Origin of the sequence: Paenibacillus senegalensis JC66, assembly GCF_000285515.1 — a bacterium.
Classification (GTDB): Bacteria; Bacillota; Bacilli; order Paenibacillales; family NBRC-103111; genus Paenibacillus_L; species Paenibacillus_L senegalensis.
Genome location: NZ_HE610961.1, coordinates 301,854 through 319,918 on the forward strand (window position 1 = coordinate 301,854; position 18,065 = coordinate 319,918).

The following is an 18,065-nucleotide window of genomic DNA, read 5'->3' on the forward strand; positions in this document are numbered from 1 at the left end:
TCCTTTGTAGTAAACAAGGTGAACGCATGGATTAAAATAAGAACTAAAAAAAGAACACATTTTTATCTATGTATATTTTCTGTTTTTTTACAAGAAAAAATAACGCTAATACTAAAGCTAAAATTTCTACATAGAAAACGGGAATGTTAAAATCTGACACTGGCATAAGGAAGTTACCACTATAATATAAAAGCCCTAGCAAAAACGCCATAATTAGATAAATCATGAAATAGATCCTTTCTTCCTTTTTACCTAACCCCTTGCTTAAGATAAAAGTCCTCCAACCAGTTCGTTGATTCTCTAATATCAAACCCACTATTTTTTATCACTTCGTATGCATTATACTTATATGCTTTTTGGGATTTAATGTGGTATATTATCCTTTCAATCCAACGTTCCTTATTATCTAGCGATAAAGCTTCTACTGAGCTAGAAATAACAGCTTCATCAGGGATACAATCCGATACAATACAGGGCAGTCCTACTGCCTGTGCTTCTATAAGTCCTAGACCTAAACCCTCGTAAAGCGAGGGGAAAACAAACAAGTCCATTGCTTGTAATAGTTCGTGAATGTCACTTCTTTTCCCGGTAAACACTACACTATCCTGTAATTTCAAATCTGCAACCCTATTCTCTATTCTCTCTTTCGTACTCCCTTCCCCTACTAATAACAAAGAAACGTTGGGGTTAATCTCCTGAACTGACTTAAAAACGTCTATTATAAAGTCATGATTTTTAGAACCATGGAATCTGCCAACATGACCGATTACAAACTTTCCTTCGATATCAAGCTCTCTTCGTTTCCTGAGTTCAACTGCTCTGTCATATATAAATTTTTTAGCATCTATAGAATTATTAACTATGAAAAAGTTTGTGCTCTTGCAAACTTTTTCACCAAATAACCAAACACCTGCCGCTTTAGAACAAGCAAAAAAATAATCCGCAACGTATCTAATTCGATACTGTAACAGATTTTTTATAAGTGACTCAATACCGTAGCCTGAAGAAACACTATGGCTATGAACAATTGTCCTTAACCCATAATTTTTCGCGATTCCCAAATAAATGGATGCGGTGCTTCTCATATGCCCATGTATTATTCTATATTCTGGATTAGTTTCAAAAAATGCCTTCCACCTGTTTTTGTATGAGAAGTGATTTTTTCCTGAATATCGATCAATACTATATATTTTACCACCCAGGTCTATGATTTCGTCACTATAATCACATTTATCTGTAGTGTGGATCATGAAATCGAATTGTAATTTAGTGCGATCAATATGGCGGTAAATATTCATTAACATAGTTTCAGCCCCACCCATATCAAGCCTTCCCAAAACGTGTAAAACACGTACCGGAGTTCTATTCTCATGTGCTTGTTCAGGTCTTTTTATGTCCATTGTTAAGCATCCTTGTCTTTAAGTGATTTCATAATTTCTCCATATATGCGAATCTATGACAAGCTTTCTATTGAATTTTTTCTTTATTCTCTATCTACCATAATGCCCTGGTCTCTTTTCTTCCTTCATTACCTAGACTTAACTAATTCCTAAGCATTTTGCGGCTTTACTGGGAAACCATTAACATCATTTCTATCCCCTGCACTATTGTAATAAGAACCACCTTCAAGTAAAACGTTAAACATTCCTTCAGGGTAGTACGTCGAGTGGACGATTCAATGTGACATTCTATAAAATCCAACACACTTTTCTGCATCCCATGGTAACGAATAGTGCCACTTTCTTACATTTCTATTAGTTTTTCTTCATATGTTTCTTCGCAAAATCCCATAACGTGAAAAACAGTATTACTTCAACGTTATATACTCAGGTGCTTCCAAATTATAATCTATACCTTCTTCTTTCATAACACGCCCAACAAATAAAAATTAATTGAACTACCGGATGGATAATCATTTACTCCTGAGCCCACAAATTAGTCCGCCATAAACATTAGGCTTTATATTATATGTCAAAACCACTAGGATTTTTACTTCTCATAATTTTGTTGTAACTCAACATAGCTTTATATCTGTTATCGGATCGTACCTCTCCTGTCAATAGATGTATCGATAAATTTACATCCAAGGTCTATTAATTGGGTAACAAATTCCCCGTGTGGAAGTGTTATATACTTCTGCTGCATTAATTCACCACTCCCCCCAGAAGCTTGACCTCATCTCCTACAACACATTTTGCGGACTAAAATACTTGCGTCTTCAGCTACAAGTTTCTCCTGGATTATTTGTCAGATCGAAGGTTATCATACCTTCTTAATCTGGTTCAAGTACTCCTTTACAACTATATCACGATTAAACTCTTTCTCTACTTTCCTGCGACCTGCCAACCCCATCTGTTTCTTCTTCTCGTAACTAAGTTCTAAGAACATCTTTATTTTTTCAATTAGATCTCCACTATTCTCCTGCTCAACCACATAACCATTAACCCCATCGTCTACTATTTCCCGACACCCTGCTCTATCAGTTGTAATAATAGGCCTTCCACAAGAAGCACCTTCAAGTAAAACGTTGGACATTCCTTCAGGGTAGTACGTCGGGTGAACGATGCAATGTGACATTCTATAAAAATCCAACACACTTTTCTGCATCCCATGGTAACGAATAGTGCCACTTTCTTGCATTTCTATTAGTTTTTCTTCATATGTTTCTTCGCAAAATCCCACAACGTGAAAAACAGTATTCGAATACTTCGACGTTATATACTCAGCTGCTTCCAAATATTGATCTATACCTTTTTCTTTCATAACACGCCCAACAAATAAAAAGTTAATTGATTTAACCGATGGATAATCCAATAAAGGATAATCATCAAGGTTAACTCCTGAGCCAGGTATTAATTTCTGATTACCGCCTTTAATAATTCTCTTTGTACTAAGAAACTTCCTATTCTCCTCATTCTGAAAAAATATACAGCTTGCTCTCTTCAAAGAGAGCTTATATAGAAGTAGAGTGATCTTTTGTAATAAGCCTCCATTTTCCACAGCAGACCCTAGGCCTGTGATATTTACAATATACGGAATACCACCTATTCTACAAATTAATCCGCCATAAACGTTGGGCTTTATAGTATAAGTCAAAACCACACTAGGATTTACTTCTCTCATAATTTTGTTGTAACTCAACAATAGCTTTATATCTGTTATCGGATTCGTACCTCTCCTGTTAATAGATGTATCGATAAATTTGCATCCAAGGTCTATTAATTGGGGAACAAATTCCCCATGTGGAAGTGATATATATACTTCATATTCCTTCGTTAATTTTTGAATTAATTCTTTTCTAAATTTATACAATCCAACGTCATTGTTAGCTAAAATTAATACTTTACTCATCAAATTCTCCTCGCAGGGACTCCAACGTAGGTTCCAGCCTCATGTATATCCTTAATCACAACAGCGCCTGCCCCGATTATGCAACCGCTAGCGATCGTTACATTATTGCTTACGGCACTACCAATGCCTAACCAAGACCCAACTCCAACCTGTACTGTACCTGCTAAATGCGTTCCAGGTGATAGATGAACGAAGTCTTCAATTACATTATCGTGGTCAACTGTAGCGCTAGTATTAATGATGCAGCCTCTTCCAATACGAGTGCTGCAATTAATCACCACTCCAGCCATCACAACCGTACCCTGGGATATTTCAACTTCGTTGCCTATGACAGCACTGGGATGGACTAAAATTGGAATACTTGCACCTTGAGCTTCAAGTTTCTCCTGGAGTTTTTGCCGGGTTTGATTATTTCCAATACCTACGAATATGTCGTAATCGTTAATATATGAAGTAGCATCATTCGATTGACCGATAACCTCAATACCCATGTACGCTTTGACACTATCATTGTCGTCAAGGAAAGCAATATCCGACCATGCCCCCATCTGTATTGCAATATCAGCAATAACCTTTCCGTGTCCACCGGCTCCGATGATCAATAGCTTGTTTTTCATACTATTGTTTCCTTTTTCGTTCCCCTGAATGGTTCCATTGTAGCTGCGTTCTCAGAATGAATTCCTTCCCGCACCAAAACTGTTTTTATCGTAAGAAAAATAATTTTCCAATCGCTGATAAAACTCATATGATCAACATACTTCACATCCAGATTAAACTTGTCTTCCCAGGTGATTGCATTCCTGCCATTAACTTGGGCTAAACCTGAGAGGCCTGGCCTAACCTCATGACGACGTCGTTGATGTTTGTTATAAAGCGACAGATACTGCACTAATAACGGCCTCGGCCCTACAAGAGACATATCTCCCTTCACAATATTAAATAGCTCCGGTAATTCATCTAAGGATGTTGAGCGTAAAAATTTACCGTACCGTGTTAATCTGGCGCTGTCCGGAAGAAGATTCCCGTTCATATCTCTTTGATCCGTCATCGTCCTGAATTTATACATCGTGAAGATTTTCTCATGGAGACCCGGCCTTTCTTGTTTAAACAAAACCGGGCTGCCTAACTTAACTCTTACTAATAAAGCTACTAATAGCAATAAAGGCGATAAAATGATAATAGCGCACAAGGATATGAGAAAGTCCATTGGTCGCTTAATGTAATTTCTATAGATTCCGTTGTTTTTCTTAACCTGCTTCTTAGTCACTACTTTCGTGCCCAACCCATAATCCACCTCATCTACTCCCATAGTTGTTTTATTATGTTCACGACCCGTTCCAGATCCCCTTCACTCATCTTCGTATCGGAAGGCAAACAGACGCCATTTTCAAATAAATTCTCTGAAACATCGGTTCCTATGTAATCGTATCTTTCAAAGAATGGCTGCTTATGCATTGGCTTCCAGATAGGTCGAGATTCGATATTGTCTTCTTCTAAAGCCTTCATAATGTCTAATGGTCTGATTGATCCAGTCAGCGTCAAGCAGCTCAACCAATAGTTCGGTTCGTTCCATTCATTTGTAGGCATCATCGTTACGCCATCCAGATGACCGAGTTCCCGGGTATAGTACTCGAAGATTTCCCTCTTCTTCTGAACCCTCTGATCCAGAACTTTTAGTTGTCCTCTGCCGATCCCAGCGACAACGTTGCTTATTTTGTAATTAAAGCCCAGCTCGCTATGCTGATAGTGACGTGCCGGATCGCGGCTTTGGGCCGCCCAAAATCTCGCTTTTTCTACCTTTTCCTCATTGTTCGAAACGAGCATTCCTCCGCCAGAAGTGGTAATTATCTTGTTTCCATTGAAGGAGAAAATCCCGTAATCGCCCAAAGTCCCTGTATACCGACCTTTATATAGCGTACCCAGTGATTCAGCTGCATCTTCGATCAAGATGGCGCCGTACTGCTGGCAAATTTCTATTATTCGATCCATATCCGCAGACAGGCCATACAGATGAACAACAATAACAGCTTTCGGCTTCTTCCCCAGCTGCGTGTACTTTTCAAAAGCAGTCTGTAAAGCATCCGGGCTCATGTTCCATGTCTCCCAATCACTATCAATAAACACCGGTTCGGCGTTCTGATAGATTATGGGATTCGCTGTGGCCGAGAAAGTCAGTGTGGAGCACAGTACAATATCTCCAGCTCCGACTCCTGCTGCTCTTAATGCTAAATGGATAGCGGCCGTTCCTGAACTCAAGGCGGCTGCCGCACGAATACCTACCTTGGAAGCAAGCTCTTTCTCAAACTCATCGACGTTCCTCCCTAATGGAGCAAGCCAGTTCGTATCAAATGCTTCTTGCACATATTGCATCTCATAACCTTCGTCACTCATATGTGGTGAGGAGAGATAGATTCTCTCTCCGGTTTTCGCTTGGATTGTGTAGTCTTGACCGTGGCTCGCCATCTTATGCAAAGCTCCCTTCATGTTTCCCTATTGGCTAACCGAGTGCGCTTGCCCAACAACCTTGCTCATATAGTCCAGCAGTTCTTCCCTAAGTTCCCTCTCTCTGCAGTGCAAAAACTAGTGTCGTCTAGAAAGATGGATTGAATAGTTGGCTTGTCCACCAACATATAAATGACCAGCGCTAACAGCAACCTCAAAAAAGATTTGCCACTCCTATTAGGGCTGGTCTTGTTTTAGCTAAGTAGTAGCTAGGGCTGGCCCTACTCTCTGTCTTACTTTGATACAGGCCCCCATCACACAACGGGCATTCAACCCTCCCTCACATCATACCCTTGACGATAAACGTCTAAGGCGCTTGCCCACAGCATGACCGAGTGCCTGCAGTGATAAAGGTGCAGCAGACTTTACCTGTTGTGAAAAACTATTGAAGGAACTGTATAAAGCATACAGTTCCTCTCAGGCATTGCGGATAAGTTAAGGCAACTTTGATGCCCTCCTGCCTAGGTCTATAGTGCAGATCCAATGAATCTCGTCACTTAGCAAAGACACTCGTTCTTTTCGACGAGCCTTTGAGTGAGCAGGCCTTCAATTAGCTGCTGCCAAAGGCTTGTTCATTCGCGGCCGTTTTTTGTTCGTTATCATAAGCAATTGCTCGCGAATTTTCCTGTCCTCCCATTGCTCATAATCGCGAAGAAGCTCACGGATGGCTTCCAGATTCTGTACATCGGCCTTGCCGACATAGATTTTCGGATAAATCTGCTGCTCGTGCATCTCATCGGTATGCAGCAGCTCTTCGTACAACTTTTCCCCGGGACGGATGCCGCTGTACTGGATACCAATATCTTCGACCTCGAAGCCGGACAAGCGAATCAGATTCTCGGCAAGATGCACGATCTTAACTGGCTCTCCCATATCAAGCACGAAGATTTCACCGCCTCCGGCAAGTGCCGCTGCCTGCAGAACAAGCCGGCTTGCTTCGGGGATCGTCATGAAATACCTTATCATGTCCGGATGAGTAACCGTGACCGGTCCTCCTTTACGGATCTGTTCCTGGAAGAGAGGAATAACACTTCCGCGGCTGCCAAGTACATTGCCGAACCTTACGGCAACGAAGCGAGTCAGGCTAATGCGATCCATATCCTGAATCAGCATCTCGGCTACCCGCTTGGAAGCCCCCATAACACTTGTCGGATTGACGGCCTTATCCGTCGAGATCATAACGAAGATTTCTACCCCAGCGAGATGTGCCGCCTCTGCCGCATTGCGCGTTCCAATGATGTTGTTGCGGATCGCTTCCCCCGGATTCTTCTCCATTAAAGGAACATGTTTGTGAGCTGCAGCATGGAAGACTGCCTTCGGCCTATAGGTCTTCATAATGTCAATCATCCGATCACGGTTCTGTACATCCGCAATTTCGGTCTCCACTCGCACCTGCTTGCCGACAGTTTGCAGCAACTCTCTTTCGATCGTATAAATACTATTCTCCCCATGGCCTAGAAGGACGACTCGGTCTGGAGCAAACGCGATCAATTGCCGACAAATCTCCGATCCGATAGATCCCCCTGCACCGGTGACCAGCACTGTGCTGCCTGTTATGTATTGTTCGATCGATTGCGTGTCCAGTTCAACCGGATCTCTGCCTAACAAATCTTCAATCTGAACTTCGCGCATTTCTTGGACGGAGACCGTGCCGCGAATCAGATCCTCGAACATCGGAACGATTCTCACTTTAGCTTTCGTTTGACTACAAATCCGGACAATTTCGTTCAATTCCTTCCTCTTCAAAGAAGGAATCGCAATTACGATATTAGTTATGTTCAATGTATTAACGGTTTCCACGATTTTGTCTCTGCCGCCAACTACTGGCAGCCCGAACATTTCCAAATGGCGCTTCGCCGGATCGTCATCAATATAGGCTACCGGCTGCATGGCCACATCGGGATTCAGCTTGAGCTGACGGGCAACCAGCGTTCCTGCTGAGCCAGCTCCTATAATCAACGTCCGATTATCGCTGCTCTCAGGCTTCTCCACCTTGCGGTAGCCATCCCGATACATTCTCCATGAGAAACGGCTTCCCCCGATCAGCAGCAAGTGCAGCATCCAGGTAATAAGCATTATCCGGTAATAGTGCGGTCCATAAAGTACCATTTGAAGCAGAAAAGTGATGCCAACCGATAAACTAATCGATTTGAAAATCGAAATCAGTTCTCCAATGCTGGCATAACGCCATTCGCGCTGGTAAAGCTTATATTTATAAGCCAGTAAATGGTGACTCACCAGCAGGGTAAGCGAGCTGATCATCAGGCTTGGGGTAAACATGCTTTGCCAGGAGCCCAAAAGAAGAAAATTACTAAAATAAACTGATGTCAGCACAATCACGGAATCAATCCCGATTAATAGAGCCAACCTTTTCAAGTAACTCAATGTTTGCGCCTCCCAAATTGCTATTCAATGAGATACTATTGTCTGGGAGCAACCATTTGAAGCAACAATAACTCTATAGATGTAAATTCTGAATGTTGTCTCCTGCAGCAAATCGGGATCATACTCTCCCTAGAAGCATCATCGAACCATTCCTCAAACCTTCCTCGTTCACGATAATCCAGTGCAAGACGAGGAAGGGATTCTCATTAACCTTCCCTCCTTCAACCAAAGTTAAATTATTTTTTCATCCTACGGATCGCACGACCTTTACGTTTGATATACCACTGCTTGTCCTCATCGTAATACAATTGGATACCTAACCACTCTAACGGTGTCCAGAACTTCTTCATAGGAATCAGCGGCATCTTAATAACCTCCGTGACTAGCGAGCAGGGATGAACGGCCTACACCTAATCCCGCTATCATCTGAGTCGATGCCAGAGAAAATGAAAACCAGACGAGATTACCAATAATGGGCATTAAAAAACCACCTCTAATTTGCCTAGTGACAAACAAAAGAAGTTGGTCGGTTGCACTACTAGCTCCGTCCATTCCAAGTGCCCACATAAAGAATGGATTTCATCGCTCCCATATTAGAATTATTTATCAAATTTCTGGCTGATGTTTCCAGCTTTATATATTATTATACCTAAAAATTAATAGTTGTCGTGTCGAAATTTGTAATTTTCCCAAAAAAATATCTGAACTTTGAAGCTTATGACAGAAAACTCCTCTGGATTGGAAAGGTTCGATAGCCCTATTTACCCATTCCCTTGTAAAGGGCTCAATCCATCAAAAGACTAACTATCGTAAATATAAAAAGCTACCCCGTCCCATAGGATCAGAATAGCTTTTCAATCTATCTTTGGATGATCTCAGACCACTTCTTTTCCAGATCTATTCGTAGTGGCTTCATGCTCATTCAAAAGCTCTCTCATATAATCAAGAACGGCTTGTTTCATTTCCTCTTTAGCCAGTGCAAACTCCAGGGTTGTTTTTATGAACCCGAGCTTTTCGCCCACATCATAGCGCCGCCCTTCAAACTCATACGCCAGGATGGTTTCCTCATCATTCAACTTGGAAATTGCATCCGTTAACTGCACTTCGCCCCCCACTCCAACCTCCTGTTTATCCAGAAACTCAAAGATTTTAGGTGTAAGAATATAGCGACCCATAATCGCCAAGTTGGACGGCGCAACAGCCGGCTCCGGTTTCTCAACCAAATGCTTGGCCCGATACAACCGGTCAGCTATCCTGCTGGCATCTACTATGCCATACCTATGTACCTCTTCTTCAGGAACTTGCTGCACGCCTACAATCGAAGCCTGATGGTGATCAAACATCTCTATCATCTGCTTCAAGCAGGGAACCTTGGCTTGAACGATATCGTCGCCCAACAGCACCGCAAATGGCTCCTCGCCAATAAACTTGCGTGCACACCATATGGCATGGCCCAGTCCGCGCGGCTCTTTTTGCCGAATGTAGTGAATGTCCGCCATCCCGGACGATTTCTGGACTTCCGACAAAAGCTCCATCTTTCCTTTTTCAAGCAGCGTATGCTCCAGTTCAAAAGAGCTGTCGAAATGATCTTCGATAGCTCTTTTGCTCTTGCCCGATACGATAATAATGTCTTCTATTCCCGAAGCGACCGCTTCTTCCACAATATATTGAATGGTGGGCTTGTCCACGATTGGAAGCATCTCTTTGGGCATCGCTTTGGTCGCCGGTAAAAACCTCGTCCCCAGCCCCCCGGCTGGAATTATGGCTTTGCGGATTTTCATAAATATCCTCCTTGGCGTTAAGCCAATACTTTGTTAATATGCATTCTTATTAATGAACCCATTCCAAATCGTCTTGTATATAATCTTGATATCAAACAGAAAAGTCCAGTTCTCAATGTAGAAAATATCATGGCGAATTCGGTCCTCAATCGAAGTATCCCCTCGCAACCCGTTACTCTGCGCCCAGCCGGTAATGCCTGGACGGATTTGATGTTTAATCATATATTTCGGAATTTCTTCCTTGAACTGTTCGACAAAATAAGGACGCTCCGGACGCGGGCCGACTACACTCATATGCCCAAGCAGCACATTGAAAAACTGCGGCAGCTCATCCAGGCTTGTTCGCCGCAAAAACGAACCAAAAGCGGTTCGCCGGGGATCATTTTCTACGGTCCACTGCGTATCGGACAAGTCTTCCTTCATCACCTTCATCGTACGGAATTTATACATTGGGAAAGTTCTGCGATTCAGACCAACCCGCTCCTGCTTGAAAATAATCGGTCCGGGTGAAGTGAGCTTAATACCGGCAGCGATAAACACCATTAACGGCAAAGTGACAATTATAGCGGCAAGTGAAAACACAAGGTCAAATGCACGCTTGGCGATCCGATTATTCAATGAATCCAGCGGAATATCTCTCACACTAATAAGCGGCATGCCAGCGAAATTGTCAAAATTCGGACGAGCCGGCAAGTAATCGTAGAAATCCGGTATGATCATGGTACGTACACCGGCTTTTTCACAAATGGAAATGATCTGCCCATATTTGCTGTGTGCCGCCAGCGGCAGTGCAATTACCACCTCGTCAACGACCGTCTCCTGCAGAACCATTTCAAGCTCGCCCGTCTTCCCTAAGATTGGTTTGGGACAGTGATCTTCATGCATTTCCTGAAAATCGTCAAGAAAGCCGACCACTTCAAAGCCGAGCTCGGGATGTTTGTCCAAATTGGACATGAAGCGTTTCCCCAGACTTCCGGCGCCAACAATCAGAACAAACTGTTTATTATAGCCCTTCTCCCGCAGACGCTTGAGAGCATTTTTGACTATGTAACGATAAATGCCCAGGAAAGTGATGCTAGTGGCTAAATAAACCGCAAGAAATTCGCGGGAAATATCGACTTGTCGAAACACGAACAATACACTGAGGAGAATAAGCAGGCTGACGACTTGGGTTTGAACAATCTTATACGCTTCAAAGGCAAACCTTTTCTTCCTCTTGGGAGAATAGAAGCCGAAGAAAAAGCCCAATACAAGAGCAATTCCACCGTAAACCAGGCTCCACACCCAATAAGACTGCATGGAGAGATAACCGCCGGGTACATCCATCCACCCCGACCGAAACTTGATCCACCAGGCCACCAAAAAGCCGCTTGAAGAACCGCAAAGTCGCTCAAGGCATAGATTTGCGTCAATATATTCTGATTTTTACGTATCAACGAAAATCACCTCAACCTCTTCAAACCGTTCGAAACGATAGCAAGCGTTAGTTTCACACTTATTCCACTGTATACCAACATATTCATGGGAGCGGAATACTTTTTCTGATAATGCTTGCGGTGAAACAAATACATGGCTCGATGGAACTCGTATACGATCTTCCAGGGCTTGCGACGGCTGCTGGCGCCTTTATAGTGGGTTATCTTAACTTCGGGGTAGTAATAAATCTCCCAGCCTGCCTGCTTGATCCGATAGCACCAGTCAATATCTTCCCCGTACATGAAAAACTCCTCATCCAGCAGGCCTACCTGGTCAATGGCTTCCCGTCTCACCATCATAAAGGCGCCTACCAAGCAATCCACCGGATAAGTTTCGTCAGGGCTTAAATACCCTAACTGGTATTGGTTGAACCTTGGATTGTCAGGAAACAGCTTGGAAAAACCAAACGCATAGTAGAAAGAGGCTGAAGGCGTAGGGAACCCCCTCCGGCATGCCTTGTCAAGCGAGCCATCCGGCAGCACCAGCTTGCCTCCGCCAGCACCAACCTCCGGATGCTGATCCATGAATAAAATCATCTTCTGCAAAGCGTCCTTCTCCAGAACCGTATCCGAATTCAGCAGCAGTATATACCGCCCCTCGGAAATACGGATTCCTTGATTGTTGGCACGGGAGAAACCGACATTTTCCTTGTTGGCGATTACGCGCACTTGCGGATAAATGGCAGGCATCTCTTCTACCAGACCATCCGTGGAAGCATTATCTACTAAAATAATCTCATAGGAATAGGAAAGCTCTGAATCATATACCGATTGGATCGCATCCAAAGTCAGCTGCTTCGTATTATAATTAAGGATGATGATACTTAAGTCCATTTAGCATTCACCATTTCCAGTATACCACGAAACTGGAAATCTCGCTTACTGGAACCATTTGTATATTTCCGCATAATTTCTTTTTCTTTTTTGCTGAATGATCTTTCTCTTGCGGCACAGCTCAGACCATTCTTTAAAGATACGTTTCCATGCCAACAATACTTTAGGTTCTTTGAGCAGCATATACACAATGCCTGCCAGATCAAAGGAAAGAATAAACGGACTATGAAGCCAAAAGTAGCGGCCTGAATCGTTTTTGATCATCATTTTTATGCGATTGATATAAGAAAACTGGCGAATCATCAAGGGCTGCTGGCTTCTGGAGCTTTCCTTCCAGCCCCGTTCATGCAGAGCTGGAGCTGAGGGCACGAAATAGGCGTCCCAGCCCATGAGTCGGGCACGCCAGGCCACATCAACATCCTCCTTGTAGGCAAAAAAGGATTCATCAAAAAATTCGCCCTCAACACTTATCTCATCTACCATTGTCTTGCGGTAAAGGGCTGCCGCGCCGGAAACACCAAATACTTCCTCAGCCTTCACCCAATCCCGGGCTGCTTGTCCTCTCCCCTGATCGAAAGCTCTTCTATCCTTGTTAATCGTTAATCCCGTCGTATCAATTTGTTCAGGTGCCTGTTTCAATACCAGTTTTCCTGTCAGACTGCCTGCCCGCTCATTGTTCTCAGCAAAATCAATAAGCTCGGCAACATAATCAGGGTGCAGGGATACATCTGGGTTTAGTACAAGACAATAATCGCAATGACTGCGCCGAATAGCTTGATTGTGGGCGGGTGCGAATCCTATGTTTTGCGCATTCGCAATGATCTCCAGCTGGTCTTGATAAGGACGCAGTCTGGAGATCGTATCGTCTTTTGATGCGTTATCGACTATTATAATCTGGCTTATCGGGTAAGTCTGCTTCAGAATCCCATCCAAGCATGCTTCAATATCCTCAGCACTATTATAAGTTACAACATGCACACTAACAGTTTTCATGATTGGCCGTCCTCTAATCGTTTAAGGAAGTCCTTCAACGCTTCCCGCCAAGGCCTCAGCTCTGTGAAGCCATTGGTACGAATAGCAAGGGAGTCGAGAAGGGAGAAGCCCGGTCTTGGAGCCGGGCGTGGAAAGTCTTTGGTCGCACACGGATTCACCTCCACCTCCAACCCGCTCTCTTCAAAAATCGCCTTGGCAAATTCATACCAAGAGCATTGACCTTGATTGGAAGCATGATAGAGCCCATATTTCTCCGTAGCTGTCAATTCCAACAGAAATCTGCTTAAATCTAAAGTATAAGTGGGCGAGCCCACCTGATCGTCAACAACCTTCAAGGCGCTTTTTTCTTTTCCGAGCTTGAGCATCGTCTTTACGAAATTCGAACCGTAGATACCGTAAACCCAGGAGGTGCGAACGATATAAAAACGGGATGAGAGACTCTGCACAAGCACCTCGCCCGCTCTTTTCGACTGGCCGTACACGCTTTGCGGATTGGTGTTGTCATATTCCCGGTAAGGCACAGAAGACGTCCCGTCAAACACATAGTCCGTGCTTATATAGCAAAAGCGAGAGCCAGCCCTTTCGGCGGCCACAACCACATTCCTGGTACCGTCTGCATTAACCCGGTAAGCTCCTTCAATATCGGATTCAGCTTGATCCACTGCCGTATAAGAAGCGGAGTGGATGACTACATCCGGACGAAGAGAGGACACCACGTGACTGCACTGATCAGCATCGGTAATGTCCAGTTTGTCGCGGCCAAAGGCGTAAATCTCATGGTGAGAATCCTGCCCAAACACTTGAACCAGATCCTTCCCTAACTGCCCGTTCGCACCCGTAATCAGCACTTTCAAGCTATCACCTTCTTCCTATCGTCATGAGCCATACTGCTGCCTATAATAATCCCGGTATTCACCGGAAATAATCCGCTGCCACCATGCTTCATTGTCCAAATACCACTGGATCGTCTTTTTCAATCCCGTCTCCAACGTATACCGCGGCTGCCAGCTTAGTTCTCGAGTAATTTTGGAGGCATCGATACCGTAACGCCGGTCATGACCGGGGCGATCCTTAACATGTTCAATAAGGGACTCCGGTTTATGGAGCTCTTTCAAGATCATCCTGACTAGCTCCAAATTTGTCCGTTCATTGTTCCCGCCTATATTGTACACTTCTCCGGCTTTACCATTGTGAAGTACCAGATCGATGGCACTGCAGTGATCCTCCACATGCAGCCAATCGCGAATCTGCAAGCCATCGCCGTAAACAGGCAGAGATTGATCATTCAGAGCTCTTGTAATCATTAGAGGAATCAGCTTCTCCGGAAAATGGTACGGGCCATAATTGTTCGAGCAGCGCGTAATGTTCACGTTGAGTCCATATGTCTCATGGTAGGCTCTGACCAGCAGATCTCCTCCCGCTTTACTTGCGGAGTAAGGACTATTGGGAGTAAGAGGAGTCGTTTCCGTAAACAAACCCGTAGGGCCTAACGTACCATAGACTTCATCCGTTGAAATTTGCACATATTTGCTGACGTTATGTTTTTTAGCCGCTTCCAGGAGCACTTGAGTTCCCAAAACATTGGTTTGCACAAAAATATCCGGGGCGGAAATACTCCGATCGACATGGGATTCCGCAGCAAAGTTGAGCACCGCATCTATTCCCTGCTGAAAGATCTCATCCACCAGCTGCGCATCCGTTATGGATCCTTTAATAAACCTGAAGCCCGTATGCTGTTCCACCGCCTTCAGATTCTCAAGATTGCCGGCATACGTCAATGCATCCAGCACAACAATTTCATAATCGGGATATTTCTTCAACATATAATGCACGAAGTTGCTGCCTATAAAACCCGCTCCGCCTGTAACAAGAAGCTTCATGATTTCCCTCCCAGATAAAAAAACCTATTGCTTTGTTTTGCTCGAATTCTATATTGTAATTATATCTGTGTTACAGTCAAAAGTTGTTATCCGCTTCGGATAGAACTGGATGGTTTTGATCTTTTTCCGATAAAATCGGCTTAAAAACCGGCCAATCAATGTTCAATGCCGGATCGTCCCAAGCTATGCCGCGGTCATGCTCTGGTGAATAATATTCATCGACTTTATATAAAACCTCAGTATGGGGAGCTAGTGTGCAAAACCCGTGAGCAAAACCTTTAGGGATAAGCAATTGGCGTTTATTAGTTGAACTGAGGATGACTCCTACCCATTGTCCAAAGGTAGGGGACTGTCTGCGAATATCCACCACAACATCATAAATAACTCCGGCCAGCACACGAATCAGCTTGGTCTGGGCTTTGGGGTTTAATTGAAAATGCAGGCCACGAAGAACTCCCGCATCCACGGATAAAGAATGGTTATCTTGGACAAACTGATGATGAATACCTAAATCAGCCATTGTTTTGGCATTATAACTTTCCACAAAGAAGCCGCGGCTGTCTTCATGGGCAGTGGGCTGAAGTAAATAGACCCCCTCCAGCTTGGTAGGGAACTTTTGCATTGAACACACCTCTAGGTCTTAATTTTGCCGAACTCTTCACCGAGCTCCACACTTTTGGCGAGTTCATTAGCTTTGGCCAAGGAAGCATGGGTACCGGCATCTGTCCACCATCCCTTTAGGATATCATAGGTTAGCTCATTCCGAGCAATATAGGCATTATTTACATCTGTAATCTCCAGTTCGCCACGACCGGAAGGCTTTAAGCTTTTAATAATCTCAAACACCTTGCAATCATACATATATATTCCTGTTACTGCATAACTGCTCTTAGGTTCAAGCGGCTTTTCTTCAATAGATACAATTTTATCTCCATTCAACTCGGGAACGCCATATCGCTGGGGATCATGAACCTGTTGGAGTAAAATTTTTGCTCCGGTTTTCTGCTGCCTGAAATTTTCTGCAAATGGACGGATATTATCCGCAAATACGTTGTCGCCAAGCACGACCAGCATTTGATCCTGTCCAACGAACTGTTCAGCCAAACCTAGCGCTTGAGCTATCCCCCCGGCTTCATCCTGCACCTTATAGGTAAAGGAAACGCCCAACTCCGAACCGCTCCCAAGCAGATTGACGACATCGCCCATATGTTCTTTACCTGTAACTACTAAAATATCCGTCACATCCGCTTGTTTGAACTTATGAACAACATGAAAAATCATCGGATATTTTCCAACTGGAAGAAGATGCTTATTCGTTATTTTAGTCAGGGGGTACAGACGCGAGCCCGTACCCCCTGCTAGGATTATACCTTTCATTGCTTTCACTTCTTTCATAGCTAATCAAATTTCAAAAAATCTTCATTTACTATTCCAGTATTATTATAAAGCAGTAATACTATGTCCACACCATTTTCTTTAATATATTCATTTACTGACATTTCATAATAATGTCGCAAATCCAACACTCTTGTTTCTTTAAAATGTCTGGCTACAAATTGGATCATAGGATTTGCATAGGAATCCTTTAAAATCAAAAGACTCAACTCGTTATTTACATTTGGATTCTGAATGAATCCTTCTGGAACATCACCAGAAAAATAGGTTACATAGCGATTAACGTAAATATTCTCATTCTGTAAAGGGGCTGGATCATAAAATTCCTGATCACAAGAATCACAGATCGTGTAGTCCCTTTCAGAAAACTTGGGGACTGCTATTGTAATAGTATCACGTTTTCTTACAAACGCACTAGTCATCCTACGCGCATAAGAGCCATAGAAAGAAGCAGGATGCTCAATCCAATCGAACTGATCTTCCTCTAGATATTCTCCAATTTCCGGGTAATCTTTTGACACCGTCCTAACGATCTCCTGATATCCCAAAAATGCCCCTTTAACTGTCCAATGATGATCTGTATAGAAATACAATTCTTCATCCTCGCGTTCTTTAATAACAGGATATACTTCTATTAACTTTACCTGTTCCGAAAAGCCCTTTATTAGATTTTCATAAGAATCCTTGGCATTACTTCGTAAATAATGCGGTAATCGATCAGCATAAACAAGCATTTTGTGAGGCAAAACTCCTACAAAAACATCAACACCATACTCTTGTTGTTCATCTATAAAGTTAGTAATTGGTTGATAAATATTATTTATTGCCTTTCGATTACCATTATACGCAACTAGCATCATCCCATCAGATGCAAGATAAACGGAGTTGTAAACTTTTTTTCTTATTATATTTTTTTCTACCCATGCATTAGTCTCAACAAATTTCCCCCGGGCAGGAAATTGGTCATTAAAATAATTCTCATACTGTTTGAAATATTCTCCACTCCACAAACTACCGACTGACAGGAGCGGTTTTTCCGCCAAACTTCTATTCTCTAATGCTGAAGCTGCTTCATCATCTTTGAGTGCAGCCCAAGCACCAAGCAAAAAAATAATAATTAAGAACGCAACCACCATGATTATATCGTTAATTTTTTTCATCAATAGATTTTCCCCTACATCAAGATTAGAATCTGAAATAAATAAAAGGGTTAAAAGTATTGGTTACCATGTAAGCTATAGATATAAAGAAAATAATAATATAAAAGCTGTTCATTATCACTACACTACCGACACTTATCATGGAATTGGACTGTTCTGATTTAACATCAAACCAATCAAGTAGCTTCTTGACTAAAGGCACAGATCCAATCACAGCAAGCAATAAGAAAACGCCATATTGAGTGGTATAATATGTGGCTTGGGCATCCCAGATCCCTCTGTTGTTCATTCCGAACATTGCTTTTAAAT

15 protein-coding genes, 2 pseudogenes and 1 riboswitch are annotated in these 18,065 nt (G+C 43.0%); all 17 genes and pseudogenes read right to left on the reverse strand.

All coding sequences use genetic code 11. From position 1 onward, the window contains the following. Window positions 1-248 precede the first annotated feature (248 nt). On the reverse strand, window positions 249-1,400 hold the full coding sequence (locus tag PSHG_RS19960; RefSeq protein ID WP_010276825.1) for a glycosyltransferase family 1 protein: 1,152 nt from the start codon (window positions 1,398-1,400) through the stop codon (window positions 249-251). A gap of 862 nt (window positions 1,401-2,262) precedes the next feature. Next, on the reverse strand, window positions 2,263-3,351 hold the full coding sequence (locus PSHG_RS19965) for a glycosyltransferase family 4 protein (protein ID WP_010276828.1): 1,089 nt from the start codon (window positions 3,349-3,351) through the stop codon (window positions 2,263-2,265). Then, complete coding sequence (locus PSHG_RS19970) at window positions 3,351-3,968, reverse strand: acetyltransferase (protein WP_010276831.1); 618 nt, start codon at window positions 3,966-3,968, stop codon at window positions 3,351-3,353. Before PSHG_RS19970 ends, PSHG_RS19965 begins: the two co-directional genes overlap by 1 nt. After that, complete coding sequence (locus tag PSHG_RS19975; RefSeq protein ID WP_042122516.1) at window positions 3,965-4,558, reverse strand: sugar transferase; 594 nt, start codon at window positions 4,556-4,558, stop codon at window positions 3,965-3,967. The genes PSHG_RS19970 and PSHG_RS19975 overlap by 4 nt, the downstream gene beginning before the upstream one ends. 92 nt (window positions 4,559-4,650) lie before the next feature. Next, a complete protein-coding gene (locus PSHG_RS19980; protein WP_010276837.1) occupies window positions 4,651-5,814 on the reverse strand; it encodes a DegT/DnrJ/EryC1/StrS family aminotransferase in 1,164 nt (387 codons plus the stop codon). Between the two features lie 585 nt (window positions 5,815-6,399). Beyond that, the gene (locus tag PSHG_RS19985; protein ID WP_010276839.1) at window positions 6,400-8,238 is read right to left on the reverse strand and encodes a polysaccharide biosynthesis protein; all 1,839 of its coding nucleotides are present in this window, start codon (window positions 8,236-8,238) and stop codon (window positions 6,400-6,402) included. Between the two features lie 236 nt (window positions 8,239-8,474). Continuing rightward, the gene (locus PSHG_RS31770; protein ID WP_262362384.1) at window positions 8,475-8,603 is read right to left on the reverse strand and encodes a hypothetical protein; all 129 of its coding nucleotides are present in this window, start codon (window positions 8,601-8,603) and stop codon (window positions 8,475-8,477) included. 150 nt (window positions 8,604-8,753) lie between these two features. After that, window positions 8,754-8,837: riboswitch (cyclic di-GMP riboswitch) on the reverse strand. Window positions 8,838-9,113: 276 nt separating this feature from the next. Continuing rightward, window positions 9,114-10,019 (reverse strand): UTP--glucose-1-phosphate uridylyltransferase GalU, encoded by a 906-nt coding sequence (galU, locus tag PSHG_RS19995; protein ID WP_010276842.1) that lies wholly within the window; start codon window positions 10,017-10,019, stop codon window positions 9,114-9,116. A 33-nt stretch (window positions 10,020-10,052) separates the two neighbouring features. Continuing rightward, window positions 10,053-11,455 (reverse strand): annotated as a pseudogene (locus PSHG_RS20000) (undecaprenyl-phosphate glucose phosphotransferase). Window positions 11,456-11,461: 6 nt separating this feature from the next. After that, window positions 11,462-12,328, reverse strand: a complete 867-nt coding sequence (locus PSHG_RS20005; RefSeq protein WP_010276848.1) for a glycosyltransferase family 2 protein — start codon at window positions 12,326-12,328, stop codon at window positions 11,462-11,464. Between the two features lie 45 nt (window positions 12,329-12,373). Next, window positions 12,374-13,321, reverse strand: a complete 948-nt coding sequence (locus PSHG_RS20010; protein ID WP_010276851.1) for a glycosyltransferase family 2 protein — start codon at window positions 13,319-13,321, stop codon at window positions 12,374-12,376. Beyond that, the gene (rfbD, locus tag PSHG_RS20015) at window positions 13,318-14,175 is read right to left on the reverse strand and encodes a dTDP-4-dehydrorhamnose reductase (RefSeq protein WP_010276855.1); all 858 of its coding nucleotides are present in this window, start codon (window positions 14,173-14,175) and stop codon (window positions 13,318-13,320) included. The genes PSHG_RS20010 and rfbD overlap by 4 nt, the downstream gene beginning before the upstream one ends. A gap of 21 nt (window positions 14,176-14,196) precedes the next feature. Then, window positions 14,197-15,201, reverse strand: coding sequence for a dTDP-glucose 4,6-dehydratase (rfbB, locus tag PSHG_RS20020; protein WP_010276857.1), 1,005 nt, complete (start codon window positions 15,199-15,201; stop codon window positions 14,197-14,199). 76 nt (window positions 15,202-15,277) lie between these two features. Further along, window positions 15,278-15,823 carry a dTDP-4-dehydrorhamnose 3,5-epimerase gene (rfbC, locus tag PSHG_RS20025; RefSeq protein ID WP_010276859.1) on the reverse strand — a complete coding sequence of 182 codons (546 nt, stop codon included), beginning with the start codon at window positions 15,821-15,823 and terminating at the stop codon, window positions 15,278-15,280. Window positions 15,824-15,834: 11 nt separating this feature from the next. After that, window positions 15,835-16,578 carry a sugar phosphate nucleotidyltransferase gene (locus PSHG_RS20030; protein ID WP_010276860.1) on the reverse strand — a complete coding sequence of 248 codons (744 nt, stop codon included), beginning with the start codon at window positions 16,576-16,578 and terminating at the stop codon, window positions 15,835-15,837. Window positions 16,579-16,598: 20 nt separating this feature from the next. Beyond that, entirely contained in the window at window positions 16,599-17,756 is a 1,158-nt protein-coding gene (locus PSHG_RS20035) for a DHHW family protein (protein ID WP_010276863.1), read from the reverse strand. Between the two features lie 25 nt (window positions 17,757-17,781). Further along, window positions 17,782-18,065: pseudogene (locus PSHG_RS31260) on the reverse strand (MBOAT family O-acyltransferase); the annotation flags it as partial.